Origin of the sequence: Sulfitobacter sp. HI0027, from assembly GCF_001634775.1 — a bacterium.
Taxonomy (GTDB): domain Bacteria; phylum Pseudomonadota; class Alphaproteobacteria; order Rhodobacterales; family Rhodobacteraceae; genus Sulfitobacter.
This window is the reverse complement of sequence record NZ_LWER01000443.1, coordinates 20,023-44,571: the sequence shown is the minus strand read 5'-3', so window position 1 is coordinate 44,571 and position 24,549 is coordinate 20,023. Positions and strand designations below refer to the sequence as shown.

At 61.6% G+C, this 24,549-nt stretch carries 21 protein-coding genes and 2 pseudogenes; 7 read left to right on the top strand and 16 right to left on the bottom strand.

The features are described 5' to 3' along the window. Positions 1–5: 5 nt before the first annotated feature. The 6 genes from A3722_RS20955 to A3722_RS20930 are packed head-to-tail and all read left to right on the top strand — an operon-like array spanning position 6 to position 5,504. On the top strand, positions 6–725 hold the full coding sequence (locus tag A3722_RS20955) for a transglutaminase-like domain-containing protein (RefSeq protein WP_067628096.1): 720 nt from the start codon (positions 6–8) through the stop codon (positions 723–725). Then, positions 722–1,162: a MaoC family dehydratase gene (locus A3722_RS20950; protein WP_067628093.1), complete on the top strand. Its 441-nt coding sequence runs from the start codon at positions 722–724 to the stop codon at positions 1,160–1,162. Before A3722_RS20955 ends, A3722_RS20950 begins: the two co-directional genes overlap by 4 nt. Continuing rightward, positions 1,159–2,283, top strand: coding sequence for an acyl-CoA dehydrogenase family protein (locus A3722_RS20945; protein ID WP_067916418.1), 1,125 nt, complete (start codon positions 1,159–1,161; stop codon positions 2,281–2,283). The genes A3722_RS20950 and A3722_RS20945 overlap by 4 nt, the downstream gene beginning before the upstream one ends. Then, positions 2,280–3,431, top strand: a complete 1,152-nt coding sequence (locus A3722_RS20940) for an acyl-CoA dehydrogenase family protein (protein WP_067630517.1) — start codon at positions 2,280–2,282, stop codon at positions 3,429–3,431. The genes A3722_RS20945 and A3722_RS20940 overlap by 4 nt, the downstream gene beginning before the upstream one ends. A gap of 39 nt (positions 3,432–3,470) precedes the next feature. Next, positions 3,471–4,280, top strand: coding sequence for an enoyl-CoA hydratase/isomerase family protein (locus tag A3722_RS20935; RefSeq protein ID WP_067630515.1), 810 nt, complete (start codon positions 3,471–3,473; stop codon positions 4,278–4,280). A gap of 27 nt (positions 4,281–4,307) precedes the next feature. Further along, the gene (locus tag A3722_RS20930) at positions 4,308–5,504 is read left to right on the top strand and encodes a phenylacetate--CoA ligase family protein (protein WP_236627491.1); all 1,197 of its coding nucleotides are present in this window, start codon (positions 4,308–4,310) and stop codon (positions 5,502–5,504) included. 80 nt (positions 5,505–5,584) lie between these two features. Here A3722_RS20930 and A3722_RS20925 read toward each other — a convergent pair whose 3' ends face one another. The 16 genes and pseudogenes from A3722_RS20925 to A3722_RS20850 form a co-directional block, all read right to left on the bottom strand. Further along, on the bottom strand, positions 5,585–6,187 hold the full coding sequence (locus tag A3722_RS20925) for an acyl-CoA dehydrogenase family protein (RefSeq protein ID WP_236627490.1): 603 nt from the start codon (positions 6,185–6,187) through the stop codon (positions 5,585–5,587). A 14-nt stretch (positions 6,188–6,201) separates the two neighbouring features. Next, positions 6,202–6,510, bottom strand: a pseudogene (locus tag A3722_RS20920) (integrase core domain-containing protein); the annotation flags it as partial. Positions 6,511–6,551: 41 nt separating this feature from the next. Then, positions 6,552–7,367 carry an IS21-like element helper ATPase IstB gene (istB, locus tag A3722_RS20915; RefSeq protein ID WP_067630506.1) on the bottom strand — a complete coding sequence of 272 codons (816 nt, stop codon included), beginning with the start codon at positions 7,365–7,367 and terminating at the stop codon, positions 6,552–6,554. Further along, complete coding sequence (istA, locus tag A3722_RS20910; protein WP_082849570.1) at positions 7,367–8,668, bottom strand: IS21 family transposase; 1,302 nt, start codon at positions 8,666–8,668, stop codon at positions 7,367–7,369. The genes istB and istA overlap by 1 nt, the downstream gene beginning before the upstream one ends. 95 nt (positions 8,669–8,763) lie before the next feature. Continuing rightward, positions 8,764–9,390: pseudogene (locus A3722_RS20905) on the bottom strand (IS481 family transposase); the annotation flags it as partial. A gap of 144 nt (positions 9,391–9,534) precedes the next feature. Next, the gene (locus A3722_RS20900) at positions 9,535–10,374 is read right to left on the bottom strand and encodes an FAS1-like dehydratase domain-containing protein (protein WP_067630500.1); all 840 of its coding nucleotides are present in this window, start codon (positions 10,372–10,374) and stop codon (positions 9,535–9,537) included. Positions 10,375–10,384: 10 nt separating this feature from the next. Next, complete coding sequence (locus A3722_RS20895; RefSeq protein ID WP_067630497.1) at positions 10,385–11,548, bottom strand: acyl-CoA dehydrogenase family protein; 1,164 nt, start codon at positions 11,546–11,548, stop codon at positions 10,385–10,387. Positions 11,549–11,551: 3 nt separating this feature from the next. Beyond that, positions 11,552–12,346 (bottom strand): citryl-CoA lyase, encoded by a 795-nt coding sequence (locus A3722_RS20890; RefSeq protein WP_067629660.1) that lies wholly within the window; start codon positions 12,344–12,346, stop codon positions 11,552–11,554. Further along, a complete protein-coding gene (locus tag A3722_RS20885; RefSeq protein WP_067629663.1) occupies positions 12,346–13,260 on the bottom strand; it encodes an SDR family NAD(P)-dependent oxidoreductase in 915 nt (304 codons plus the stop codon). The genes A3722_RS20890 and A3722_RS20885 overlap by 1 nt, the downstream gene beginning before the upstream one ends. A gap of 12 nt (positions 13,261–13,272) precedes the next feature. After that, a complete protein-coding gene (locus A3722_RS20880) occupies positions 13,273–14,232 on the bottom strand; it encodes a hydroxymethylglutaryl-CoA lyase (RefSeq protein WP_067629666.1) in 960 nt (319 codons plus the stop codon). 4 nt (positions 14,233–14,236) lie between these two features. Further along, complete coding sequence (locus A3722_RS20875) at positions 14,237–16,243, bottom strand: acetyl/propionyl/methylcrotonyl-CoA carboxylase subunit alpha (RefSeq protein WP_067629669.1); 2,007 nt, start codon at positions 16,241–16,243, stop codon at positions 14,237–14,239. 10 nt (positions 16,244–16,253) lie between these two features. Then, positions 16,254–17,861 (bottom strand): acyl-CoA carboxylase subunit beta, encoded by a 1,608-nt coding sequence (locus A3722_RS20870; protein WP_067629671.1) that lies wholly within the window; start codon positions 17,859–17,861, stop codon positions 16,254–16,256. After that, positions 17,858–19,249, bottom strand: coding sequence for a phenylacetate--CoA ligase family protein (locus A3722_RS20865; RefSeq protein ID WP_067629674.1), 1,392 nt, complete (start codon positions 19,247–19,249; stop codon positions 17,858–17,860). Before A3722_RS20865 ends, A3722_RS20870 begins: the two co-directional genes overlap by 4 nt. Positions 19,250–19,275: 26 nt before the next feature. Continuing rightward, positions 19,276–20,436 (bottom strand): acyl-CoA dehydrogenase family protein, encoded by a 1,161-nt coding sequence (locus A3722_RS20860; protein ID WP_067629677.1) that lies wholly within the window; start codon positions 20,434–20,436, stop codon positions 19,276–19,278. A gap of 9 nt (positions 20,437–20,445) precedes the next feature. After that, positions 20,446–21,225: an enoyl-CoA hydratase/isomerase family protein gene (locus A3722_RS20855; RefSeq protein ID WP_067629680.1), complete on the bottom strand. Its 780-nt coding sequence runs from the start codon at positions 21,223–21,225 to the stop codon at positions 20,446–20,448. Continuing rightward, positions 21,222–22,403, bottom strand: coding sequence for an acyl-CoA dehydrogenase family protein (locus A3722_RS20850; RefSeq protein ID WP_067629683.1), 1,182 nt, complete (start codon positions 22,401–22,403; stop codon positions 21,222–21,224). The genes A3722_RS20855 and A3722_RS20850 overlap by 4 nt, the downstream gene beginning before the upstream one ends. A gap of 93 nt (positions 22,404–22,496) precedes the next feature. On the opposite strand from A3722_RS20850, the gene A3722_RS20845 reads away from it, so the two are divergent. Continuing rightward, positions 22,497–24,530, top strand: a complete 2,034-nt coding sequence (locus A3722_RS20845; protein WP_082849569.1) for an NADPH-dependent 2,4-dienoyl-CoA reductase — start codon at positions 22,497–22,499, stop codon at positions 24,528–24,530. Positions 24,531–24,549 lie beyond the last annotated feature (19 nt).

Below are 24,549 nucleotides of genomic sequence, written 5' to 3'. Positions count from 1 at the left end.
GCACGATGGCCAAGGCCAATGACGACCTGCCGACAGAAGCCGAACGCTATGTCATGCCATCGCATTATGTCGAAAGCGACAGCCTGGAAGTGCAGGGGTTTGTGACAGCGGCCTTGCGCGATCTCTCGCCGGATGCGTCCAAGCGGGACAAGGCGATCCGCCTGTTCGAAGCGGTCCGCGATGACATCCGGTATGATCCCTACACATTCGCGCTGGATGAGGACTCTTACCGTGCAAGCAAGATCGCCGGGGAGGAAGCGGCGTTTTGCGTTCCCAAGGCAATTCTTCTGGCAGCCTGTTTGCGGGCCGTCGGTATTCCCGCCGCTCTGGGGTTTGCGGATGTGCGCAACCACCTGAACACACCCAAGCTGCAGGAGCTGATGGGCACCGATCTTTTCATCTATCACGGCTACGTTCAGTTGTGGCTGGATGGAGAGCCCTACAAGGTCACGCCTGCCTTCAACATGGATCTGTGCAAAAGGTTCGGGGTCAAGCCTCTGGTCTTTGACGGCTATCACGACGCCCTGTTTCATGAATTCGACGAACAGGACCAGCGCCACATGGAATATGTGAACGACCGCGGGCTCTATTTCGATGCGCCGATGGAGGAGTTCCTGACAAATTTCAAGGAAACCTATCCGAAGCTGGAAGAATTCAACCGCGTACGGATCTCCAAGGATGCAAGCGGATATGATTCCGGTTTCGCAAAGGAGGGTGCTTCTTGAAGTATCTGGAGGATTTCGCGCCGGGTCAAGTCTATCACTTTCGCAGTGCCCCGATGAGCGCAGACTCGATAAAGGCATTTGCCGAGGAATGGGATCCGCAGCGGCTCCACACCGACGAAGCCTATGCGGCCACCATTCACGGCAGCCTGATTGCCTCGGGCTTTCAGACGATGCTGGAGGCATTCAAGCCCGTCATGACCGAAATGATGGTCGATGTTGCCAATATCGGTGGCATGGGCTTTGACAATCTGCGCTGGCTGCGGCCGGTGCGCCCGGATGAACCCCTTGATATCGAACTGACGGTCAACGCGGTCACGCCTTCAAGAAGCAAGCCCGACAGAGGTGTTTTGCACTATACGCTCAGCGCCAAAAACCCCGAGGGCGAGGTCGTTTTTTCGACCGACACCCCCGTGATGATCCAGCGGAAAACAAAATGACACAGACTGATATCCTTTCCAGCGAACAAGAAGACCTTCGCCTGTTGCGGGAGAGCGCGCGTACGCTGTTTGAGCGGGCGGGCGGAAGTGGACGCGCCAGAAAACTCCGTGATGCCGGGGGCAGTTTCGACCCGAAGATGGTCCGGGAACTGGCCGAGGCCGGCGTTTTCAGCGTGGCGGTGCCCGAAGATCAAGGCGGGCTTGGCATGGGCCTGGCCGCCGGGGGCGTCATCGCCGAGGAGGTAGGCCGCGTGATTGCACCGGAACCGGTCGTGTTGACGATCGGTCTGAGTCTCGGCCTTCTGCGCCGCCTTTGCCCGGAACATCCGAAGATGGCGCAGCTCATCGGCGGCGAGGTTTCACTGGCGGTTGCCTGGCAGGAACGCGGCCCGGGCGGGGCGCCCGCCGATGCGACCTGCCGATACGCGGACGGGCGGCTAACCGGAAACAAGGCTTGGGTGGTCGGTGCGACCGGATCGCAAGGGTTCCTCGTCGTGGCCGAACAAGATGGTGGACCGGTTCTAGTCTTGGCCGAGTGCACCGCGGACGGGGTTGTCATCGACAAGCGGGCGCAGGCCGACGGCAGTTCCCTGGGCGAGCTTTCGTTTTCAGGAACACCGGCCGCGGAACTGGCCAGCGGCGACGCGGTTCAGGCTGCGCTTGCCGAGGCTGTCGCCGACGCAACGGCGCTTGCCGCGGCCGAGCTTGTCGGTCTGAGCGAGTGCGCCTTCGAGATTACGCTCGAGTACATCAAGACGCGCGAGCAGTTTGACAAGCCGATCGGGTCATTCCAGGTCATCCAGCATCGTGCTGTCGACCTCAACGTGATGTGCGAGGTTGCACAGGCGGGCGTCCGCGAAGTTCTGGCGCTGATGGACCGTGAAACCGATCCGAAGGTTCGGGCACAGCTTGCCAGCCGTGCCAAGGCGCGTGCGGTTACGGCCGCCAAAAGAATTACCCGTGATGCGATCCAGTTGCACGGCGCGGTCGGGTACACCGATGAGTTCGATATCGGGCTCTACCTGAATCGGGCGCTGGTGCTGTCGGCCTGGTTGGGCGACGACGCCTATCACAGGCGGATTTGGTTCGATGCGCGCGAAGCAGAGGGGGCAGCACAATGACCGACTGGAACGCAATGAGCGATGCGGACTTCCGCAAAGAAGTGCGCCAGTTCTTCGAGGCGGAATATCCCGAGGAGCTGCGCCACCTGCCGCATCGTCCCAAATTCGCCGAGATCGAACATTGGCACCGCAAGCTGCACGCCAAGGGCTGGGTCGCGCCGGCCTGGCCCGCGGAATACGGCGGCATGGGGCTGGATGCGGCCAAGCTGCTGATCTTCTACGAAGAGCAGCAACGCTGGGGCGTGAACCGCGGGCGCGATATGGGCGTGCAGATGGTCGGCCCTCTGATCATCAAGTTCGGCACCCAGGAACAAAAAGACTATTGGCTGCCGCGAATCCTCAGTTGCGAAGACATCTGGTGCCAGGGGTATTCGGAACCCGGTGCCGGGTCCGATCTGGCAAACCTGCGCACGCGCGCAAAGATTGACGGCGACGACTTTGTCATAAACGGACAGAAGATCTGGACCACGATGGCGCATGACGCCACGCACATCTTCATGCTGGTCCGCACCGATCCGGATGCGCCCAAGAAACAACAGGGTATCAGCTTTGTCCTGGCGCCGATGGATCAACCCGGTGTCGAGGTGCGCACGATCACCACGCTTTCGGGGGAAACGGAATTTTGCGAGGTTTTCTTCGACAATGCCCGTACACCCCGCGAAAACCTCGTGGGCGAGTTGAACAAGGGCTGGACGATGGCCAAGGCGCTTCTGAGTTTCGAGCGCATCTTCATCGGCTCGCCAAGCCTGGCCCAGAACGCTCTGGGTCAGCTTGAAAGCTTTGCCCGGGGCCGTGGCGCTTTCGATGATCCGGTGTTCCGCGACCGCTTTGCCCAAGCCGCACTCGATGTTGAAGATCACGCCGCGCTATACGCCCGTTTTGCCGATCAGCTCAAGCGAGGTGAAACGCTCGGCGCGGATGTCTCGATGCTCAAAATCTGGGTGACTGAGTGCTTTCAGCGCATTACCGAGCTTATGATCGAAGCTGCCGGCCCTGACGGCGGCACCATCGGGCCGCTTCAGGTCGGCAACGTAAGTGTCGATGTCCTTGCGAGCTTTTATAAGGCCAGGCCGACCACGATCTACGGTGGGTCGAACGAAATCCAACGAAACATTCTGTCCAACGCCGTCCTCGGATTGCCTGGCTGAACCCATACTCATACCCACACCCTACGGAGGAAAAGAACTATGTCGGAGCGCTATGCAAAGTACGACAAACTGAAATTTGACTACCCGGCGGATCGCGTCCTGCGCATCACTTTTGACCGCCCTGAGTCCTTTAATTCCGTGGACGCGGAAACCCATACCCAGATGACGGACATGTGGATCGACATCGACCGCGACCCTGACATCAACGCGGTCATCGTGACCGGCGCGGGAAAAGCGTTTTCCGCCGGGGGGGATTTCAGCCTGATCGAGAGCATGATCGGCAATTCGAACGAGATCATGAAGACGTGGAAAGAGGCCAAGGACCTCGTCTACAATATCATCAACTGCAACAAGCCGATTATTTCCGCGATCAACGGTCCGGCAGCGGGCGCGGGGCTTGTCGTGGGCATTCTCGCCGACATCTCGATCGCCGGCAAACGGGCCAAGATCGTCGATGGCCACCCGCGTCTGGGCGTCGCTGCAGGCGACGTGGCCGCAATCATCTGGCCGTTGCTGACCTCGATGGCCAAGGCGAAATACTACCTGATGACTTGCAAGCCAGTGTCTGGCGAAGAGGCCGAGCGCATCGGACTGGTTTCCATGTGCGTCGAAGATGACGAATTGCAACAAATCGCTTTGGACACGGCCGTCGAGCTGGCCAACGGCTCGCAAAGCGCAATCCGCTGGACCAAGTATTCGCTGAACAACTGGTTGCGCCAGGCTGGCCCGATCTTCGATGCGTCGACCGCGCTGGAGATGCTCGGTTTCATGGGTGAAGACGTCAAGGAAGGCGTTCTGTCACACCGGGAGAAGCGCGCGCCGAACTTCCGCAAGGACTGCCCGCTTTAACGCCTGATTGGACGAGGAGGCATAAAAATGTCTGAAGATATCTACCAAGATATAGCGCAAGCCTATGCCGCTGCGGCCGAAATGGCTCCTGGCCTGAAATCGCGATTTACGGCTGCCGGATTTGATCCGGCAGCCGTCACATCGGTGGCGGACCTCTCGCGTCTTCCAGTGATGAAGAAGGAAGAGCTTCTGAAGATCCAGCGTGACAACCCGCCCTTCGGCGGGTTCCTCGCATCGGATCTGAAGGATATCGGGCGGATCTACGTATCCCCCGGCCCGATTTTCGAACCGGCACTTTCGGGCGGTGGCGGCCACGGCATTGACCTGCTGTTCAAGGCGGCCGAAGTGGGACCGGGGGATATCATTCTGAACACCTGGATGTACCACCTCGTGCCGGCAGGCTTGCTGTTCGACGAAGCGGCACAGTCCGCTGGGGCCACGGTGATACCCGGCGGCGTCGGCAATACCGAGCTTCAAGCACAGATCATCGTCGAAACCGGCGTGACTTCGATCTGCGCTTCGACCGCGTTTTTCCTGACGCTGGCGGACAAGGTGATCGAAACCTATGGCCGCGACGCCTGGAAGGTGAAAACCGCATTTCTGGGTGGCGAGATGGGCGACTGGATGGCCACGCGCCACCGGATCGAGGCCGATTATGGGGTGTCCACCTGGGCCGCCTATGCAACCGCCGATCTGGGCCTTGTCGCCTATGAGGATGGCGGTGAAGGCTATGTGGTTCATCCCGACCGCGTGGTGCAGATCTGCGATCCGGTCAGCGGCGAACAGCTGCCGCAGGGCGAGCCGGGCGAGGTCGTCGTGACCGCGCGCGACGCAGGTTGGCCGATGATCCGGTTCGGAACCGGCGACAGCGCCCTTGCGCTGGAAAGCAACGCGGATGGCAGCGTCAGCCGCCTGTCCGCCCTGCAGGGCCGGGTGGGCGCAGCGGTGAAGGTGCGCGAGATTTTCGTTTATCCTCGCGTGATCGAGGAAGTCGTGATCGCGACGCCCGGCGCCAGGGCTGCACAGGCGGTTGTGACGCGAGAGAACGACCGCGACATGATCCGGCTTTCGCTTGTGCTGGATGAGGGTGCCGACACGGCCGCCGCCGAAAAGGCCGCCTCCGAGGCCTTCAAACTGCATGCACGAATCCGCGCAGACGAGGTGAGCATTGTTGCGGAACTGGCCGAGAATGCAGATCTGATCATCAACCAAAAAGACGGCTGAGATCGGCTGAAACCGGAAAGCGTTCCAAATGACTTGGGAGCGGCCAGGGCATCCTGGCCGCTCCCAAGTCATTTCAAGAGTCAGAACGCGTTCAACCCGGTCAGGTTCCGGCCCATGACCAGCTTCTGAATCTCGGTGGTCCCGTCCGGGATCGGCATGACCTTGGCATTGCGAAAGTGCCGTTCGACTGGAAACTCTTTGGTGATGCCGTTGCCGCCGTGTATCTGCACGGCCTTGCCGGCGATTTCGACAGCCATTTCCGTCGCATACCATTTCGCCATCGAGGTCTGGGTGTCGCAGCGCACGCCCAGGTCTAAAAGTTGCAGCCCGCGCTGACACAACAGGCGCGCTGCATCCAGGTGCGTGGCCATGTCGGCCAGGTAGCCCTGGATCAACTGGTGCCCGCCGATCGGCTTGCCATGCTGTTCGCGATCCTGCGCATATTTGACGGCGCATTCCAGTGCCGCCTGGGCAATGCCAATGCTCGTCAGGCCGACAAACACGCGAGCGCTTTCAAACAGCTTCAAAGTCTGGAACAGGCCTCCGCCCGCATTACCCAGAACATGCTCGGCGGTAGTTTCCGCGCGGTCGAAAAACAATTCGCAGGTCGAAGCACCGACAAGCCCCATCTTGCGCAATTCGCGGCTTTCGTATCCGCCAGTGTCACGGTCGACGATGACCATGGAAATACCGTCGTCTAGGTGTTCAGTCCCGGCATCTGGTGGATCGGATTTAGGATGAATCTGTCTGGCTCAGATGTCCAGATCTTGCAGATGTATTCATAGGGCGTGAGGCCGCCGAGGGTCTTGAGCCGGCGGGCGAAATTGTAGGCTGCCATGAAGTCTGCCAGGTGGGTGCGGAGCTGGCCGTGATCATCGTAATGGAAGCGTTTGACCGTTGCGTCCTTGATGGTGCGGTTCATCCGCTCGACCTGTCCATTCGTCCAAGGGTGGTTTGGCTTTGTGAGGCGGTGCTCGATACCGTTGGCCTCGCAGATCATGTCGAAGCGCATGTCCAGCGACATCAGGGACTGACCCCCTGGCGACACTAAGAACTGACCCCCTCGCTTTTTGATGTGTTGATGGTTGGGTGCGCCGGAGCGGCCTTTTGCAAAAGGCCGCTCCGGCGCTTCTCGCGCAACCGGTAGCTTTCGCCCCGGATGGTGATGACGTGGCTGTGGTGGAGCATCCGATCGAGGATCGCGGTGGCGACGACCGCGTCGCCGAAGACGCTGCCCCATTCGCCGATGGCCCTGTTCGAGGTAACGAGGAGCGCACCACGCTCGTAGCGACGGCTGACCAGCTGGAAGAACAGATGCGCTGCGTCCGGCTCGAAGGGCAGATAGCCGAGTTCGTCGACGATGAGCAGCTTCGGCTTGGCGAAGTGCGCCAGCTTCTCCTCCAGCCTCCCCTCGGCATGAGCCTTGGCCAGGGTGGCGACCAGCGTCATGGCCGGAACGAAGAGCACGGTATAGCCCGCCACGATCACCTCCCGGCCGATTGCGACAGCGAGGTGGGTCTTGCCAACCCCGGGAGGGCCCAGCAGCAGCACGGCCTCGCCGTTCGCGATGAAGCGCCCAGTGGCCAGGTCGCGGACCTGTCCCTTGTCGACCGAAGGCTGGGCCTCGAAGTCGAAGCCGGAGAGATCCCGCACGAAGGGGAAGCGGGCCAGGCCGAAGCTCATCTCGATCCGCCGCTGATCCTTGCGGGCAATCTCCCTCTCGCAGAACAGCGTCAGAGCCTCTCGGATCGTCAGCTCACCACGCCCGGCCTCGTCGAGGAGCCCGTCGAGTTGGTCGCGGATCGCGGTCAGCTTGAGCCGTGTCAGCATCCGCTCGAGATGGTCAGGGGTCTCGAAGGCCATCACCAGGCTCCTCCCGCCACGGCTTCGTATTCGCTGAGGGGCCGCAGCAGCTCCGGCGATAAGGGCGCGGGCTCGGGCTCGGCTTGCCCTTCGGCGCGGGCCAGCGGGCTGCCCGTGATGCCTTCGAAGTGGGTCCTGTCCACGATGCGGGCCCGGCGCCCGAGTCTCAACCGATGGCACGCGACCTCCCGGCCGGCATGGCTGACGCGCAGCTCCGTGCCGGTGACCGCCACGCTGACCCGCTCTCCGATCAGCCGCCAGGGCACCGAGTAGGCGTTGCCGTCGACCTCGACCGCGCAGTCCGACGAGACCCGGCGGACGAGGTCGCGACTGGTCAGGAAGGCCGGGAGGCCGTCGATAGGCTTGAGCCGGTGAGCCTCGTCCCGGGAGAAGCGCAGGCAGGGCGGCTCTCCGGTCGTGCCGTGGGTGCGCACATCCGCAACCTCCCTGATCCAGGCCTCCAGGTGCGCTTCAAGCGCGGCGAAGCTCTCGAACCTGCGTCCGGCGATGGCATTGCGCTTCACGTAGCCCACGCCGCGCTCGTCCTTGCCCTTCGTGCGCGCCCGGTAAGGCGCGCAGGCCCGGACCCGGAAGCCCCAGTGGTGGGCAAAAGCGTGGAGCCGGGGATTGATCGTCACCTCCCGCGTCGCCGGATCATGATGGGAGATCAGGGCGCGGGCGTTGTCGAGAAGCACTTCCTCCGGCACACCGCCGAAGCGGCGGAAGGCGCCTTCCATGCCCTCGAACCAGTGCTCCTGCCGTTCGCCCGGGAAGGCGCGCACATGCAGGCGCCGGGAGTAGCCGAGGGTGGCCACGAAGAAAAACACCTTCACCTTCGTGTCGCCGATCTCTACCCGACGCTCGCCGAAGTCGATCTGCAACTGCTGGCCGGGACGGGTCTCGAATCGGACCGTGGCCCGCGCTTCCGCCCGCAGCTCCTGCCGCAACGGCGCGACCGCCCGCTCCACGGTCCGCAGGCTGACCGTGATGCCCTTCTCCGCAGCCAGCTCCTGGCGCACGACATCCGCGTTCCCGGCGTGCTGCCGAAAGCGCTCCGCCACCCAATCCTCCAGCCCGTCGAGCGCCTTCGCCCGTCCCACCGGAGACGGCGCGCGCCAGCCTCCCGCAGCCAGCCATCGCTTCACAGTGTTCCGCGAGCAGCCGAGTTCCGTCGCGATGCGCTTCGAACCCCACCCACGCGCCTTCAGTGCCAGCATCGCCGACACCTCTTCGGGCGTCCGCATCTCGATCCTCCACGAAACTCGTTCCCGCGAAGAACCCTGCGATATTGCTTCCGTCATGTGACCTCCTTCCGACAAAGGGGGTCAGTTCCTCATGTCGTCAGGGGGTCAGTTTTCCATGTCGCCTGACAGCGCATGGGCCGGGAATAGATAGTGTTGCGATTCCGCGGCTGCTCGGCGAACTGAATGCCGTTGTCGGTGAGAATGGTGTGGACCTGATAGGGCATTGCTTCAAGCATGTGCTGTAGGAACTCCCAGGCCGTCTTCCTGTCCGCCTTGTCGACGAGCTGGGTCACGGCGAACTTGCTTGTGCGGTCGATGCCAACGAACAGAAACAGTTTGCCCTCAGCAGTCTGCACTTCGGCAATATCGATATGGAAGAAGCCGATGGGGTAGCGTTTGAACTTCTGCCGCTTCGGCTTGTCGCCTCCCACGTCAGGCAGTCGAGAGATACCGTGGCGCTGTAGGCACCGATGCAGCGCCGAGCGTGTCAGGTGCGGGATCGATGGCTGCAGGGCATAGAGGCAGTCGTCCAGCGGTAGCAGCGTGTGCCGCCGGAAAGCGACGACGGTCGCCTCCTCAGCCTCGGTCAGGGTCGTGGAGCGTGGCTCCTTCGGCCCGGTCTTGAGATCCTCAACCGCCTGGCGCTTTCGCCATTTCGCAACCGTCTTCGGGTTAATACCAAGATCCCGGCTCAGCGTCGCGAGCGAAGCTTGCGATCGTTGTATTGCAGCTCTGACGGCGTGCGTGGTCGTGGCGCTTCCATGGCGAACTTGGCCCATAATGCTTCCTTCCATTCCTGAGAAAGGATCGCACCATCAAACCGTGGGATCAAACACCTAGTCTATTTACCAAGTCTCCCCGCGCAACCTAACAGGTGTTAGAAAAGTTGGTCAACAACTGAATTCGCTACCGAAGAAAACCGATCAGACAGCCGCGTATTCTGCGGAGAAGCTTCGAAGACCGTTTTGATCCTGACACCAGACTGTCCCGGAGGTTTCGGTCCCTTCATTGTGCAATTGCAATTCGCAGGGCAAGGTCAGCGGTGCGAGTCCGCGGAAAGAAAACCGGTGGGGCGACGTATTCAACGCATCCGCCGCCAGGTTCAGAAGCAGCGTTGCCTGTAAAGGGCCATGCACAACGAGCCCGGGATAGGCTTCGGATTCGGTCGCGTAGATGTGGTCATAGTGGATGCGATGGGCATTGAACGTCAGCGCCGAATAGCGAAACAGCAGCACGGGATCCGGAGTCAGGCTCGATCTGAGCGTGGCGGGGTCGCCCGCGTCGGGTGCGCTCTTCACCGGGCGGGGCGCGGTGATCTTACGAAAGACAATCGACTGCTGTTCCCGGATACAAAGCCGGTTGCCGCTGAAATACTCGTGTTCGATGGTCACAAAGACCAACGCTCCGCTGCGGCCCTGCTTGGCCGTTATATCCCCGATCGACGAGCGTCGGGTGAAGGTTTCGCCGATCGTCACCGGCGCGATATGTGTAACATCGCCGCCGGCCCACATGCGGGCGGGCAGCGGTACCGGGGGCAGAAATCCACCCCTTGCGGCATGGCCATCTTCTGACAGGGCGGCAGCTGGCACGGTATCAAGGGCAATACACCAATGAATTCCCAGCGGGACATCCCCCGCTCCGCCCCAAAGGTGCGGGCCGAACGTGGCACGGAATTTGTCGATCAATCCCTGCGTCAGAACATCTTCACTGGTTTCGGTGCGTCCCAGCCAGGGCGCCAGCGCGTCTAGGTCGACCTCACTCATGGTCGCGGCCTCAGAAGGATCGCGGCATGCCGAGGATATGCTCGCCGACATAGGACAGGATCAGGTTGGTCGAGATCGGGGCCACCTGATACAGTCGGGCCTCGCGGAACTTGCGCTCGACATCGTATTCCCGCGCGAAACCGAAGCCGCCATGGGTCTGGATACAGGCATTGGCCGCCTCCCAGCTGGCCTCGGAGGCCAAGAGCTTGGCCATGTTCGCCTGCGCCCCGCAATCCAGCCCGGCATCGAAACGTCTGCAGGCCTCAAAGCGCATCAGATTGGCGGCCTCGACGTTCACATAGGCCCTTGCGATAGGGAACTGCACGCCCTGATTCTGGCCGATGGGACGGTCGAAGACCACGCGGTCGCCGGCATAGGCGCGGGCCTTGTCAACGAACCAGTATCCATCACCGATACATTCCGCCGCGATCAGGGTCCGTTCGGCGTTAAGCCCGTCAAGAATATGGTAAAACCCGCGCCCTTCGGTCCCGATCAGGTTTTCAGCGGGGATTTCGAGGTTGTCGAAAAACACTTCATTGGTTTCGTGGCCGGGCATATTGGCGATGGGGCGGACCTCCATCCCGTTGCCGATTGCCTCTTTCAGATTGACCATAAAGATCGACAGGCCCTGCGACTTTTTCTTGACCTCGTTCAGAGACGTGGTGCGTGCCAGCAGGATCATCAAGTCAGAATGCTGGATGCGGCTGATCCAGACCTTCTGGCCGTTGATCTCATACCGGTCACCCTTCTTGACCGCGGTGGTCTTCAGTTTGGTGGTGTCGGTCCCGGTTGTCGGTTCGGTCACGGCCATGGATTGTAGGCGCAACTCGCCGCTGGCAATACTGGGCAGGTATTTCTGCTTTTGCTCATCTGAACCGTGTCGCAGAAGCGTGCCCATGTTATACATCTGCCCATGGCAATGGCCCGCGTTTCCGCCGCAGCGGTTGACCTCTTCCATGATGATCGAAGCCTCGGTCAAGCCCAGGCCCGAGCCGCCGTATTCCTCGGGAATCATGGCCGCAAGCCAGCCCTCGCGGGTCAGCGCATCGACAAACTCCTCGGGGTAGGTTTCGTTTTCGCCGAACTTACGATGATATTCTGGCGGAAACTGCGCACAAAGTGCGCGCAAGGCGTCGCGCAAATCGGTGTAAGTGTCTGGGGCTGACGTTTGCATTGGTTACTTCGGTCCCGGTCCTGATGTTTCAAGAATTTCCTGCTCGGCGCGCTGCCACAGCTCATAGGAAATCGGGTTTTCGCTCTCTTCAAGGATATGACCGACCAGCCCGATCGCGCGCGCCATGACGCCAAAGCCGCGCACGATCTTCCAGGGGAAGCCGAATTCGCAGCAGATCGCGCCGATCGCACCAGTGGCGTTGATCGGCAGCATCTTGCCTGACTTATCTTCGGCCACGGCCTGAATTTTCTGGATCAGCGCAACATATTCGCCGGACATGCCGTTCTCGGCCGCAATCTGGAAAAGCCGCGGCGCGCGGGGATCGACCGGCTTGTGCACCGGATGGCCCAGCCCCGGCACGATCGCCTTGCGGGCGCGGAATTTTTCGACCGTTTCAGCGGCGATAGCATCCAGATCTGCGCCGGTGCCCAGCTTGTCCTGCGGCAGCGCCTCGTACAGCATCTTTGAGGCGCCTTCCATCGAGCCGACGAACACCGTGCCCAACCCACAGAGCCCCGCCGCGACTGCGGCCTGAAGCGATTCCGGCGCGCCCATATAGGTCATGCGCGCGGCCAGGGCGGACGGCGTGATACCATGTTCCACGAGCGTGATGACGATGGCGTTGAACACGCGGCTCTCCTCGGGCGTGGCTTTGCGGCCCGTCAACTGCAGAAACGCCAGATCGCCGAGGTTCATGTGCCCCAGTATCTCGTTCGGCAGGTCGAGGCCACGCACGCTGATCTTGTCAGAGGTGCTCCAGGCAATATTGGAGCTTATTTTTTCTTTGCGTTTTCCCATTAGACCGGATCCCACGAAAAGACATCCGCCGAAACTTCGAGCGGTGTGAATTGCGATTTGAGCGCAGGAATGGCGCGCTCGGCGATTTCGTCGGCGGTCCAGCCATCACCGGAATGAACCGACCGCACCGGGCGGGGCTGGTTGAACAGGAAGATTTCGTTCTTGCGAACCGCAAAGATCTGTCCGGACACGTCGGCCGCGCGGTCGCTCATCAGGAAACAGGCCATTGGAGCGACTTTGGCCGGTGTCATTTCCTTGATCTTTTCGACCCGTGCCACCTGTTCCGGGGTGTCTGTCTTGATAGACGAGATCATCCGGCTCCAGGCGAAGGGCGCGATGCAGTTTGACCGCACATTCCAGCGTTTCAGGTCGAGCGCGACCGATTTCGAGAAGGCCGCGATGCCCAGCTTTGCCGCCGAATAATTCGCCTGCGCCAGATTGCCAATCAGCCCCGAGGTCGAGGTCATGTGCACCAGAGCACCGCCCTCTTGTTCGCGGAAATAATCGGCCGCCGCGCGGCTGGTGTTGAACGCACCGTAGAGATGGACCTTCACAACCGCGTCGAAATCCTCGTAGGTCATTTTGTGGAAGAACCCGTCGCGCAGAATGCCGGCGTTGTTCACCACCGCGTCGATGCGACCGAATTCCTTGACCCCGGCTTCGATCATCGCGCGCGCGGCATCGGGATCGATGACAGAGCCGCCATCGGCAATGGCATCGCCCCCAGCGGCCCTGATCTCTTCGACGACTTTCTGCGCCGCAGTTTCTGTCTGACCGGTGCCTTTCAGGGACGCGCCCAGATCGTTGACCACAACGGCAGCGCCTTCTGCGGCTGCCATCAAGGCGATGTCGCGCCCGATCCCACCGCCGGCCCCGGTGACCAGAACGACCTTTCCGTCAAGTGCTTTTGTCATCTTCTTGCTCCCTCAGCTTGCCTTGCGGTATTTGTCCAACCCGCCGGTGTGCATGACCCGGCCCATGAGCGGCACACCGATGATCTCTTCTGCCTTGACCGCCGCTGCGATCAGCTTGTCCAGATCAATGCCGGTTTCGATGCCGAGCTCGTGACAAAGGAACACTGCATCCTCGGTGCAGACATTTCCTGCAGCGCGCGCGTGGCCGTGGCCCGCAAAAGGACAGCCGCCAAGACCGGCGACGGAGCTTTCGAACATGTCCACGCCCATCGACAGGGCCGCATAAACGTTGGCGATCCCCAGCCCACGCGTATCATGGATGTGCATACCGATGCGCGCCTCGGGCGCCATTTCGCGCAGCGCGCCGATCATCCGTTTGACCGCCTCGGGGTTTCCCCAACCCATGGTGTCGGCGATCACAAGGATCGGCACGGGGATGTCCTCTTCCTCGCACAGTTGGAGGATAAAGCGGAAATCGTCCAAGATGCGCTCTTGCGGGATGGGGCCTTCGAAGTTGCAGCCGAAGGCGGTCATCACATAGGCCGCGTCGACGGTATATCCCTCTTCCTTGTAAAGACGGACCCAGTCGCGTTGTTTCTCCCGCATCTCCGCCGAGGAACAATTGTTGTTCGACTTTGCGAATGCTTCGGAGGGATAGAACAGCAGACGCGGGTCGATATCGACCTCATGCGCGGTCAGGGCCTTGCGAAACCCTTTGTCGTTCAGCCACAGCGATGTGTAATTCACGCCCGGCTTGCGCTTGATACGCTGGAACAACTCGCCGGTGTCGGCCATTTGCGGTACGTATTTCGGGCTGACGAAACTTCCGACCTGAATGCGCTTCAGACCGGTTTCGCTAAGCATGTCGATCAGTTCGATCCGCTCTTCGACCGGATAAATCTTCTTTTCGATCTGAAAACCCTCGCGCGGGCCTTCTTCACGAAATTCTACGAATTTGGGAAAGTCGTTCATTTCATCACTCCTCGGATGGCAGAATCTCGGCGATGACCTGGCCGCGGTCGACCATGTCTCCATTCGAGACGGATATGTGGCTGGCGATCCCGGCCGCGGCCGCCCGGATCGAGATTTCGAGTTTCATGGACTCCATGACCGCAACCACGTCGCCTTCGGCCACGCTCTGACCATCGGAGACCTTGATTTCGACAATCATGCCGGTCAGCGGAGAGGTCACGGCGCGATCCGCCGCGGCATCGCCGCCGGCAAAGGCAAGGGGCGCGGCGGGGCGGAAGACCAGGCGGCCTTCGGGCGTGTCCAGTTCGATCACGCCGGCGTGCAGACGTGCCTCGATCAGGTGGACAGTGTCGCCCTCGTTCAGGCGCCAACGGCCCGGCGTGATTTCGCGTGCCGACAGTGTCAGCGCCTCGCCGTTTTCCGAATAGACGGTGTATCTGGCACCCGGTTTGACAGGACTGACGCGCAATTCCTCGGATACCTCGTCAGAATCGGTAAGCGTCACGCGCTGCCCCGCTTCCATCGCATCGCCGCCCAGTCCAAGCCGCCAGCCGGTAAAGGCATCACGGTTGGTCCAGGGATTGGCGTTTGTGTCGCTGCGCGACTGGGTCACGAAGAGAATGGCAGCGGTTGCTTTCCACAGATCGGGGCGGGTCAGGGCGGTTGCCTGTGTCAGCTCATCCAGCCTGCCGTCGATCCAGCGGGTATGCACCTGCATCCGTTCGAATTCATGGTTTCGCGCCAGCGCCGTCAAAAAGGCGCGATTGGTTTCGACACCTTCGACCGCGACATGATCAAGCGCCGTGGCCAGACGTGCCAATGCGGTTTCCCGGTCGGGCGCGTGCACGATCAGCTTGGCGATCATCGGGTCGTAGTAGGGCGTGACGGCATCGCCTTCCTCGGCGCCGCTGTCGATACGCAGGCCCGATGGCAGGCTGAGCGTGGTGAGCGTACCCGTCGACGGGGCGAATTGCATCGCCGGATCTTCGGCGTAAAGCCGCGCCTCGACCGCGTGGCCGTTGATCGTCAGATCGTCCTGCACCAGGCCAAGGCCCGCGCCTTCGGCAATGCGCAGGTGAAGCGCCACAAGGTCCAACCCGGTGATCGCCTCGGTGACGGGATGTTCCACCTGAATGCGCGGGTTCACCTCAAGAAAGAAATATTCGTCCCCCGCGACCAGAAATTCGACCGTGCCCAGCCCGCGATAGTCCAGCGTTTCACCGAGGCGCACCGCGTCGCGCGCGATGTCGTCCAGAAGCGTGCGCGGCAATCCCCAGGCCGGGGCTTCCTCGATGACCTTCTGGTGACGGCGCTGAAGCGTGCAATCGCGTTCGAACAGGTGCACCACATGGCCCTTGCCGTCACCTGCGATCTGCACTTCGACATGGCGCGCCTCGGGCAGGAAACGCTCCAACAGCAGCCCTTCGGAACCGAAGGTGGATTTTGCTTCGCGCAGCGCGCCTTCGATGTCCTCGACCAGCGTGGTTTCGTCGGTGACGAGCCGTTGCCCTCGCCCACCACCGCCGCCGACAGCCTTGAGCAGCACCGGCAGGCCCATTTGGCGCACCTCCTCGGCAATCTGCTCGGGATCGGACCGCGCACCTTCGGCGCCCGAAATCACCGGGACGCTGGCCGCCACGGCGGCCTCTTTGGCGCTGGCCTTGTCGCCGAAACGTTCCAGCGTTTTCGGCGTCGGCCCCATGAAGATCATGCCGGCGGCTTCGACCGCGCGGGCAAAATCGGGGTTTTCGGCCAGAAAGCCGTAACCGGGATGAATCGCATCCGCGCCCACCGATTGCGCGGCGGCAATCACCGCGTCGATTTTCAGATAGCTCTCGGACGCTGGTCCGGCACCGATGCAGACCGATTGCCCGATCTCGCGGACGTGCAGGGCATTGGCGTCGGCCTCGGAATGCACGCCAACAGGGGTAATGCCGCTGGCCCGCGCGGTACGCGCGATCCGGCAGGCAATTTCGCCGCGATTGGCGATGAGAAGCGTTTTGATTTTCATGATTCGCTCCTCACATCCTGAACACGCCGAAGTTGGTCTCGGCCTTGGGTCTGCGCGATGTCACATCCAGCATCAGCGCCATGACGTCACGGGTCTCACAGGGCTCGATCACGCTGTCGATCCAAAGGTTGGAAGCAAAATTATAGGCTCCCTGAAAATCTTCGTATTCCTTGCGGATCGGTGCCTTGAAGGCCTCCTCCTCCTCGGGGGTCCAGCTTCTGCCTTCGCGTTCGTTGATCTGCGCGCGGACCTGAGCCAGCACGCTGGCGGCCTGTTCCGGCCCCATGATCGCGGACCGTCCTGTTGGCCAGGCGAACATTGCGTCCGGCTGGAACGGGCGGCCCAGCATTGCCAGGTATCCCGCCCCGTAAGAGCCGCCGGTGATGATGGTGAACTTTGGCACCCGGGCCGAAGACATGGCCGTGATCATCTTGGCGCCCGCCTTGGCAATGCCCATTTGCTCGACCTCGCGGCCGACCATGAAGCCGTTCACATCCGCGAGGAACAGCAGCGGGATATCGCGCTGGACGCAGAGATTGATGAAATGCGTAGCCTTCAGCGCGGCTTCGACGAACAGTACGCCGGTATTGGCCAGGATGCCGACCTCGTGGCCATGGATTCGGCCCCAGCCGGTCATGATGGTGTCGCCGTAAAGCGGCTTGAACTCGTGAAAATCGCTGTCATCCATCAGCCGTGCGACGATCTCGCGGTTGTCGGTCGGGACCTTGGGGTCGCGGCTGACGATGCCGTAGATTTCCTCGACCGGATAGGCAGGCGCGCGCGGCGTCTTGGGCGTCTTGCGGGGCAGGGGCTTTTCGCCCAGATGGCTGACGATCTCGCGCGTGATGGCCAACGCGTGGGCGTCGTCCTCGGCCAAGTGGTCGGTCACGCCGGAGACGGACGAATGCATCTTGCCGCCGCCCAGCGTTTCGGCATCCACCTTCTCGCCGGTGGCAGCAAAGGTCAGTTCCGGCCCGCCCAGATACATGAAGCCCTGGCCACGCACGATCACCACCTCATCGCAGAGCGCGGGAATATAGGCACCACCCGCAGTGCAAGGCCCCATGACGACAGCGATCTGCGGCACCCCGTCACCGGACATGCCGATCTGCTGGTGAAAGATCGATCCGAACTGCCCCTCATCGGGGAAAATGTTTTCCTGATCCGGCAGGAAAGCACCGCCGGAATCGACCAGCGTGATTACTGGAAGACGGTTTTTCCAGGCGATTTTCTGGGCACGTACGTGCTTGCGGGATGTCATGCCAAAATAGGTGCCGCCCTTCACGGTTGCATCATTGGCGATGATCATGCACTGGCGGCCCTCGATCACGCCGATACCGGTGATGATACCTGCTCCCGGCGGCACGCCGTCGTATTTGTTCAGCCCGGCGAGTTCCCCGATTTCCAGAAAGGGCGAGCCCGGGTCGATCAGCCGCTCGATCCGTTCCCGCGGCAGGATCTTGCCCTTCTTCACGTGTCGGTCCCGTGCCTTTTCGGGACCGCCAATGCGTTGCAGAAGCCGAAGGGTATGCAGCTCATCGACCTTTTCGCGATACTGCGCGTCGTTTTCCCGGAAGTCGTCGGACCCGGTGTCGAGTAGGGATTTAATTCTTGTCATGGCAGGTCGGTGAATTCTCTCAGAACAAAGGCAACCTTGGCGGCGCCGGGTTTTTCAAAAGTGTCAGCCGCCACCAGGTGAACGTCGGCCTTGAACACGAGAGAGTCGCGCAAGCGCTGTTCGATCTTTTGCTTGAGGGCGGCGTCATCGGCCGGATCGCGACCCGGACCGCGTTCGACGATCACCTTCAGCGCGCCCTGCGTGGTATGACCTTCGAAATCGGCCACGATACGCATGACGCCGTTGGTGTCCGGCACCATCTCGGCGACCACGCTGTTGATGGCTGAGGGGAACACATTGGCTCCGCGCACGATCAGCATGTCGTCGGTTCGGCCGGTACAACGGATTTTGGGACCGGTGCGCCCGCAGGAGCATTCGGTGTCGAGGATCTCGATATAGTCCCCTGACCGGAACCGCACCAGCGGACTCGCTTGTCGGCCGATCGCGGTATAGATCATCTCGCCCTGTGCACCCTTCTCCCACGGAATGATCTTGCCGCTTTCGGGGTCGAGCAATTCGGTGATGATGTAGTCCATGTTGACCATATGCATTCCCGACTGGGTGTCGCATTCGGCCCAATAGGTCACACCCAGATCGGTGCCGCCCAGCATTTCGGTGCATTTCGCACCCCAGGCCGCTTCGATCTTGGCGCGAATTGCCGGGATGCCACCGCCGGGTTCTCCGCCGACAACCACCTGTTCCACCCCCAGTTCACTGGCTTTGCAGCCCAGCACCTCTGGTGCTTTTTCAGCCAGGTGCAGAACGAAATTCGGTGCGCCGACGATGCAGCGCGGACGCGTGTCGGCGCAAGCGCGCAGCAGCCGTTCCGCACCGCCATCCGCGCCCACCGGCACATCGATTGTGCCCATGTACTGCAATCCCTGCATCACGGGGATGCCGCCGACAAAGCCCTTGGCCAGCGAAAACGCGTGCAACACCATGTCGCCGGGGCGCACGCCATTGGCGAAAAAGCAGCGCGCCGTCATCTCGTGCCACATCTCGGCGTCGGATTCGGTAAGGGCAACATAGGACGGGCTGCCGGTGGTGCCCGACGAAGCCTGCATCTGGATAATGTCCGCCATCGGCGCGGCGCGGTGCTTGCCGAAGGGCGGTTCGGCAGCCAGGCTTTCGCGGATCTCGGTCTTGTAGGTATAGGGCAGCTTTTGCAGGTCTTCGATGGTGCGAATATCGTCGAACTCCACACCGGCCTCGGCGAACTTCTCCTGATAGAAGGTCGAGTTCGTCTTGAGATAGGCCATCTGCGCGCGCAACCGCTCTTCCTGGATGCGGCGCACGTCGTCGAGAGGCATGCCCTCGATCTCGTGCCAGAACCGGCTGTTCGCCTTGTCGGCGGCGTCTGCCCGCCGGAAACGCATTCCGTATTGCATGTCGTCCTCCCTGACTGTTCGCCCAATCAATAAGACCGCGGCAGGCCCATGACCTTTTCGCCGATGAAGCTGAGGCACAGCTCGCGGTTCACGGGCGCCGTGCGCAAGAGCCGCACCAGCGGATACATCTCGTAGAGTCCCGTATCCTCGGTGAAGCCCGATCCGCCATGCGCCTGAAGCGCGGCGTCAACCGCCTCGATCCCGGCTTCGGCGGCTGCATATTTCGCCATGTTCGACGACGCGCCAGCTGGCAGCTTGTTGTCGAACTCCCATGCCGCACGGCGGGTCATCAGGCTGGCCATTTCGATCGCGGTATGGGCCTTGGCCATCGGGTGCTGCACGCCCTGATGCGCGCCGATGGGCTGACCGAAAACGTTGCGCTCAGACGCGTAGTCCACAGCTTTGTTCAGGGCGAACCGGCCAATGCCGCAACACAGGGCGGCCAGGATGATGCGCTCGGGGTTGAGGCTGTCGAACAGAATCGAAAACCCTTCATCCACCTCGCCGACCACATCCTCGGGCCCCAGATCCACATCGTCGAAAAACAGCGTCCACTGTTCTTCGGGCAGGGGGATCGAGATCTTGACCCGCTGCTTTTCGACGCCTTTTTTCTTCAGATCTACGGCGAACAGGGTAAAGCCGTCGGTCTTGCGGTCGACTTCGGTGTGCGGCTTGGTCCGCGCCACAACCAAGCAGTAATCCGACACCTCGGCCCCGGTGATAAAGGTCTTTTCTCCGGACAGGCTGAACCGGTTGCCCCGGCGCTTGGCCAGCGTGGTGGCCTTCATCGTGTTGGATCCGGCCCCCGGTTCGGTGATCGCGAAACAGAACTGGATATCACCGCGGCAGGCAGCCGGAAGCAGCTCCTTCTTGTGGAACTCGGTGCCGTGGCTGGCGATATGGGCCAGCGACATGGTCGGCCCGACCACCATTATCAGAAGCGGTATGCCGTGATTGGCGGTGCCCTCCATGAACAGGGCCATTTCGGTCATGCCAAGGCCGGCGCCGCCGTATTCCTCGGGCACCATGATGCCCAGAAAGCCGTCATTGGCAATCTGCTTGAACATCTCCTGCGGGAACTCATGCCTGCGCGCGTGGTCCAGCCAATAAGCATTGTCGTATTTCTGCGCCAACTGACCGCCGTATTCGTAAATCTGACGCTGTTCGTCGTTCAAAGTGAATTCCATGTTTCGTCCTCAAGCCTCGAATTCAGGGGGGCGCCGGTTCTCGAATGCGTCGAGCCCTTCGGCGACGTCATCACCGGGCAACGCGCGCACGGCGGCGTCACGTTCCAGCCGCATTTGCTGGTCGATGCCCAGGTCCGCGCCCTCCCGCGCCAGTCGCTTCATCTCGGCGATGCCGGGGCGGGAGCGTGTGGCGATGGTCTGGCAATACTCCAGCGCGGCCTTGTGCAGATCCGCGTCCGGCACGATGTAATTGACCAGCCCGGCCTCTTTCGCCGCATCCGACTTGAGCCAGCGGGCCGAGAACATCAGGTCCAGCGCCCGGCGCAGGCCCATGAGTCGCGTCAGCCGCTGCGAGCCGCCCCAGCCCGGGATCAGCCCGAACTGCGCATGCTGATCGCCAAATTGAGCGGTTTCGGCGGCGAAACACACATCGCAAGCCAACATCAGTTCGATCCCGCCGGCCAGACACAACCCCTGCACTGCGACCACGACAGGGAGGGAGGAGGTTTCGAGCGCGCGCAGGTTATCCATGCCGAAGGCAATGAAATGGTCCAGCGCGGCGGGATCGTTCAGTTTGCCCTTCACCTCAGTCAGGTCGGCTCCGGTGCAAAAATGTTTGCCCTGCGCCCGGATCAGGATCGACCGGACGTTCCGGTCGGCCTCGAACCTGGCGCGTGCTTCCGAGATGCATTCATGCACCTCAAGCGACAGACAATTGAATTTCTCGGGGCGCGCCAGCTCGATGATGCCGACGCTGCCTTCGATGCTTGTGATGACGGGCGCGCTCATTTCGCGGCCCCCTTCGCCTTTGAGTCGTATTGAAGCGCCACGCGGCCAACCTTTTCACGGGCGATCACCAGCTTCTGGATCTGCGCCGTGCCGTCGCCGATCTGCAGGCCAAGAACGTCGTTGTAGCGCTGATGGTGGGGCAGGTCGGTGGTATACCCGTAATGGCCGTGCAGGATCAGGCACTGATGAATGATCTCGCAGGCGGTCTTGGGCAGGTACCATTTGCACATGGCCGCTTCGGAGGTATGCGGCAGGCCACGGTCGCGCAGGTCCAGCGTGTAATAGCAAAGCTGGCGCATCATGGTCAGTTGGGTTTCGGCCTCGGCCAGAGGGAAGCTGACGCCCTGGTATTGCACGATGGGCGCGCCAAAGGCTTCGCGTTCCTGAACGTAGGCCCAGGTTTCGTCCACCGACGCTTGCGCGGCACCCAGGCACTCCAGCCCGATCAGTGCACGCGAATAGTCGAACCCGGCCATGATGGTGCCGAAGGCCCGGTCCTGTTCGGCCATCATATTTTCGGCCGGCACGAAGACATCGTCGAAGAACACCGATCCGCGCCCGATGGGCTTGGTGCCGATGTCGTCGAAATGGGTGCGCTTGATGCCTTCCTGGTTTAGATCAACAAAAAAGGCGCTGACCCCGCGCGAGCCGCCGCTAGGGTCGCCCGTGCGGGCAAAAACCACCGCCGCATCGGCTTGGCTGGCGAAACTCATGGAGGTCTTTTCCCCGTTCAGCCGCCAGCCGTTGCCGGATTTCTCGGCCTTGAGGATCAGGTTCGCCGCGTCCGATCCGCCGCGCGGCTCTGTCAGACCCAGACCAATAACGGCCTCACCCGAAACAACCTTAGGCACCCATTCCGACGCAATGTCCTTTGAGGCATGTTTGGCCACCATGCCCCCCATGAGCGACCCGAGAAGCTGCACGTAACTTGCGTTGAAATCAGCATAGGCGATCTCTTCGACGATCAGCCCCGACGTGACCGAGCTTTCGCCCAGTCCGCCGAATTCTTCGGGCAGATCGGCCCCGATCAGACCGAGCGCGCCCATCTCCTTGATCAGCGCACGGTCGAAGGTATGGCCACTTGCGCGCTCCTGATATGTGGGCGCAAGTTTTTCAGTTGCGAAGCGCTTCGCGGTTTCGCGAAACGCCTTCTGATCTTCTGTTGGCTGGAATTGCATCGGTGCTCCTCCCCGTGACCGAAAATTATCTTTCCAAAAATCTAACAAATGTTAGATTACAGATCAAGCACAGTTTTGAGGAGGATGCCCACAATGGAAACTAAGCCAACGGAGAGCTTCGGGACCATGCTCTCGCCCATCCGCGCAGGCCAGCACACATTGCGAAACCGTGTCATCATGGGGTCGATGCACACGCGGTTGGAAACCGAGCCTGACGGCATAGCCAAACAGATCGCCTTTTATTCTGAGCGGGCACGAGGGGAGGCGGCGATTCTGGTCACCGGCGGGTTTTCCCCCAATGCCGAGGGCATATTCGATCCCGAAGGTCCGCGAATCGACGACCCGGAAGAGGCGCGCAGCCTGCGCCCGATCTGCGAGGCGGTGCATGCCGAAGGCAGTCTGATCTGCGCGCAACTCCTCCACGCCGGGCGGTATGCAAAGATCGAAGGATGTGTTGCCCCGTCGCCGATCCGGGCCCCGATCAACCGTTTCATCCCGCGTGAAATGACCGAAGCCGACATTCTCCGTACCATTGAGGATTTTGCCAACGCCGCCGCCAATGCGCAGGCCGCAGGATTCGACGGCGTCGAGATCATGGGGTCCGAGGGATACTTGATTAACGAATTCACCGTTACCCACACCAACAAGCGCGAAGACGACTGGGGCGGAAGCGCCGAGAAGCGCCATCGATTCCCGGTCGAGATCGTGCGCGCAGTACGTGAACGCTGTGGGCCCGACTTTCTGGTCATCTACCGGATTTCGGCGGCCGATCTGGTCGAGGGCGGCGCGCCCGCCGATGAAATCGCGGCACTGGCCCGCAAAATCGAGGCAGCAGGCGCGGATATTCTGAACACCGGCATCGGCTGGCACGAGGCGCGCGTCCCGACGATTGCCTATCCGGTGCCGCGCGGTGCTTGGCGCAAGGCGGCAGCCAACGTGAAGGCTGCAGTTTCAATTCCGGTGGTCGCCTCGAACCGAATCAACACACCCGAGCTTGCCGAAGACATCCTTGCCTCTGGCGATGCAGACATGATCTCGATGGCGCGCCCGTTTCTGGCCGATCCGCATTTCGTGAAAAAGGCGCGCGAGGGCCGCGCGGACGAGATCAATACCTGCATTGCCTGCAACCAGGCCTGTCTGGATTTCATCTTTTCGGATCGGCCGGTCGGGTGTCTGGTCAATCCGCGCGCCGGCCGCGAGACCGAGTTCCGCGACACACCAACTGACACGCCTAAGAAAGTGGCTGTCGTCGGCGGCGGTGCCGCGGGCATGGCCACGGCGGCCGAGGCGGCGCGGCTGGGTCACGACGTCACCCTGTTCGAAGCCCAGGACAAGCTGGGCGGTCAACTGAACCTGGCGCGCGCCGCACCGGGCAAGGACGAATTCGACGAAACCCTGCGGTATTATACCGCTCAGATGCACAAGCACGGGGTCAATCAGCGCCTGGGCCAGCGTGCCGGTGCGAGCGATCTTGACGGCTTCGACCATGTGGTTATCGCCACGGGTGTCACGCCACGCATTCCCGACCTGCCGGGTATCGACCATCCCAGTGTCGCGACCTATGCCGAAATTCTGTCCGGTGACCGCGAGGCGGGCGACCGTGTCGTGGTGATGGGGGCCGGTGGCATTGGCCATGATGTGGCCGAGTTCCTGGTGACCGAACCCGCCGAGGCCGCCAACACAGACGCCTTTTGCGAAACATGGGGCGTGGATCCCACGTTTGCCACCTCAGGCGCCTTGGCTGGCGATCCATTGGCACCAAAACCGTCGCGCCGCAAAGTCGTCATGCTGCAGCGCAAGACAGCAAAACCGGGCGCAGGGCTCGGCGTCTCGACAGGGTGGATCCTGCGCAACGCGCTGCGCAAACATGCAGTCGAGGCTATGAGCGGCGTGATCTATGAACGCATCGACGATGCGGGACTGCATATCCTCACGGATGGAAAGCCAAAGGTCATCGCGGCCGATACGATTGTGTTGTGCACCGGCCAGGAGCCGGAACGGGCTCTGGCCGAAGAGGTGGCCGCGCACGGTGTCACCGTTACGATGATCGGAGGGGCAAAGGAGGCCGCCGAACTTGATGCTCTGCGCGCCATTGATGAAGGGGTGCGTCTGGCGCAAAGTCTCTGAACCGAAACCCTGGCAAGGG

What these genes read in the sequence shown, in the direction of transcription:
- A3722_RS20955 (WP_067628096.1), top strand. Translation starts at nt 6, where the DNA reads ATGGCCAAGGCCAATGACGACCTGCCGACAGAAGCCGAACGCTATGTC.
- A3722_RS20945 (WP_067916418.1), top strand. Translation starts at nt 1,159, where the DNA reads ATGACACAGACTGATATCCTTTCCAGCGAACAAGAAGACCTTCGCCTG.
- A3722_RS20940 (WP_067630517.1), top strand. Translation starts at nt 2,280, where the DNA reads ATGACCGACTGGAACGCAATGAGCGATGCGGACTTCCGCAAAGAAGTG.
- A3722_RS20935 (WP_067630515.1), top strand. Translation starts at nt 3,471, where the DNA reads ATGTCGGAGCGCTATGCAAAGTACGACAAACTGAAATTTGACTACCCG.
- A3722_RS20930 (WP_236627491.1), top strand. Translation starts at nt 4,308, where the DNA reads ATGTCTGAAGATATCTACCAAGATATAGCGCAAGCCTATGCCGCTGCG.
- A3722_RS20925 (WP_236627490.1), bottom strand. Translation starts at nt 6,187, where the DNA reads ATGGTCATCGTCGACCGTGACACTGGCGGATACGAAAGCCGCGAATTG.
- istB (WP_067630506.1), bottom strand. Translation starts at nt 7,367, where the DNA reads ATGGCCTTCGAGACCCCTGACCATCTCGAGCGGATGCTGACACGGCTC.
- istA (WP_082849570.1), bottom strand. Translation starts at nt 8,668, where the DNA reads ATGACGGAAGCAATATCGCAGGGTTCTTCGCGGGAACGAGTTTCGTGG.
- A3722_RS20900 (WP_067630500.1), bottom strand. Translation starts at nt 10,374, where the DNA reads ATGAGTGAGGTCGACCTAGACGCGCTGGCGCCCTGGCTGGGACGCACC.
- A3722_RS20895 (WP_067630497.1), bottom strand. Translation starts at nt 11,548, where the DNA reads ATGCAAACGTCAGCCCCAGACACTTACACCGATTTGCGCGACGCCTTG.
- A3722_RS20890 (WP_067629660.1), bottom strand. Translation starts at nt 12,346, where the DNA reads ATGGGAAAACGCAAAGAAAAAATAAGCTCCAATATTGCCTGGAGCACC.
- A3722_RS20885 (WP_067629663.1), bottom strand. Translation starts at nt 13,260, where the DNA reads ATGACAAAAGCACTTGACGGAAAGGTCGTTCTGGTCACCGGGGCCGGC.
- A3722_RS20880 (WP_067629666.1), bottom strand. Translation starts at nt 14,232, where the DNA reads ATGAACGACTTTCCCAAATTCGTAGAATTTCGTGAAGAAGGCCCGCGC.
- A3722_RS20875 (WP_067629669.1), bottom strand. Translation starts at nt 16,243, where the DNA reads ATGAAAATCAAAACGCTTCTCATCGCCAATCGCGGCGAAATTGCCTGC.
- A3722_RS20870 (WP_067629671.1), bottom strand. Translation starts at nt 17,861, where the DNA reads ATGACAAGAATTAAATCCCTACTCGACACCGGGTCCGACGACTTCCGG.
- A3722_RS20865 (WP_067629674.1), bottom strand. Translation starts at nt 19,249, where the DNA reads ATGCAATACGGAATGCGTTTCCGGCGGGCAGACGCCGCCGACAAGGCG.
- A3722_RS20860 (WP_067629677.1), bottom strand. Translation starts at nt 20,436, where the DNA reads ATGGAATTCACTTTGAACGACGAACAGCGTCAGATTTACGAATACGGC.
- A3722_RS20855 (WP_067629680.1), bottom strand. Translation starts at nt 21,225, where the DNA reads ATGAGCGCGCCCGTCATCACAAGCATCGAAGGCAGCGTCGGCATCATC.
- A3722_RS20850 (WP_067629683.1), bottom strand. Translation starts at nt 22,403, where the DNA reads ATGCAATTCCAGCCAACAGAAGATCAGAAGGCGTTTCGCGAAACCGCG.
- A3722_RS20845 (WP_082849569.1), top strand. Translation starts at nt 22,497, where the DNA reads ATGGAAACTAAGCCAACGGAGAGCTTCGGGACCATGCTCTCGCCCATC.